This window comes from Mesorhizobium sp. M4A.F.Ca.ET.020.02.1.1, from assembly GCF_004022645.1.
GTDB lineage: Bacteria > Pseudomonadota > Alphaproteobacteria > Rhizobiales > Rhizobiaceae > Mesorhizobium.
Window position 1 is genome coordinate 1 of the sequence record NZ_RZOI01001203.1, and the last position, 964, is coordinate 964.

At 70.1% G+C, this 964-nt stretch carries 1 protein-coding gene and 1 pseudogene; both read left to right on the top strand.

All coding sequences use genetic code 11. The features are described 5' to 3' along the window. Positions 1–161: pseudogene (locus EN742_RS39880) on the top strand (aminotransferase); the annotation flags it as partial. Beyond that, on the top strand, positions 158–964 hold an 807-nt coding region (locus tag EN742_RS36075; protein WP_148670572.1), incomplete at its 3' end, for an N-acetylglucosamine-6-phosphate deacetylase. The pseudogene EN742_RS39880 and the gene EN742_RS36075, both read left to right, overlap by 4 nt.

Genomic DNA, 964 nt, shown 5'->3' on the forward strand with positions numbered 1-964 from the left:
ACAAGGCACTGGCCCTGCCCCATGTGGCGACCGGTCATCCGCTCACGGATCCGCTGACACTGATCGTGTCCTTCTATGGCTTCGTCGAGGCCTTTGCCCGGCACCGCGGCCTCGATCCCGATACGCCGCGCAATCTGCGCAAGGTGACGGAAACCGTATGAGCGACCGTTTTGCCCTCACTGGCGCCCGCATCTTCGACGGCGCCGACTGGCACGACAATGCCGCCCTCGTCGTGAGCGGCGGCCATGTCGAGGCCATCCTCCCCGCCGGCGCCCTTCCGTCCGGCGTCGCCAGCATCGAGACCGGCGGCGGCCTGCTTGCGCCAGGCTTCGTCGATCTGCAGGTCAATGGCGGCGGCGGCGTCATGCTCAACGACCATCCCGACGTCGCCTCGATCGAGACCATCTGCCGGGCGCATGCACCCTTCGGCACCACGGCGCTTTTGCCGACGCTGATCACCGACACGCCCGCGATCACGGCGGCGGCTGTCGCGGCAGGGGCCGCGGCGGCGCGCCAGGAGGTGCCGGGCTTTCTCGGCCTGCATCTCGAAGGCCCGCATCTGTCGGTCGCCCGCAAGGGCGCGCATGACCCGGCGCTGATCCGGCCGATGACGGAAGCGGACCAGGCCGCGCTGATCGCCGCGCGCAAGGAGCTCCCGGTCCTGCTGACCACGGTCGCGCCCGAATCCGTCGAGCCGGCGCGCGTCACGGCCCTGGCAAAAGCCGGCCTCATCGTCAGCCTCGGCCATTCCGACACCACCTATGTCACGGCGAGCGCTTTCGCGGCCGCCGGCGCAACGGTGGTGACGCATCTGTTCAACGCCATGAGCCAGATCGGCAACCGCGAGCCGGGACTGGCCGGTGCCGCCATCGCCACAGGCGGCCTGTCCGCCGGCATCATTGCCGACGGCATCCACGTCGATCCCGCCACCATCGCGATCGCGCTGCGCGCCAAGAAGGGGCCG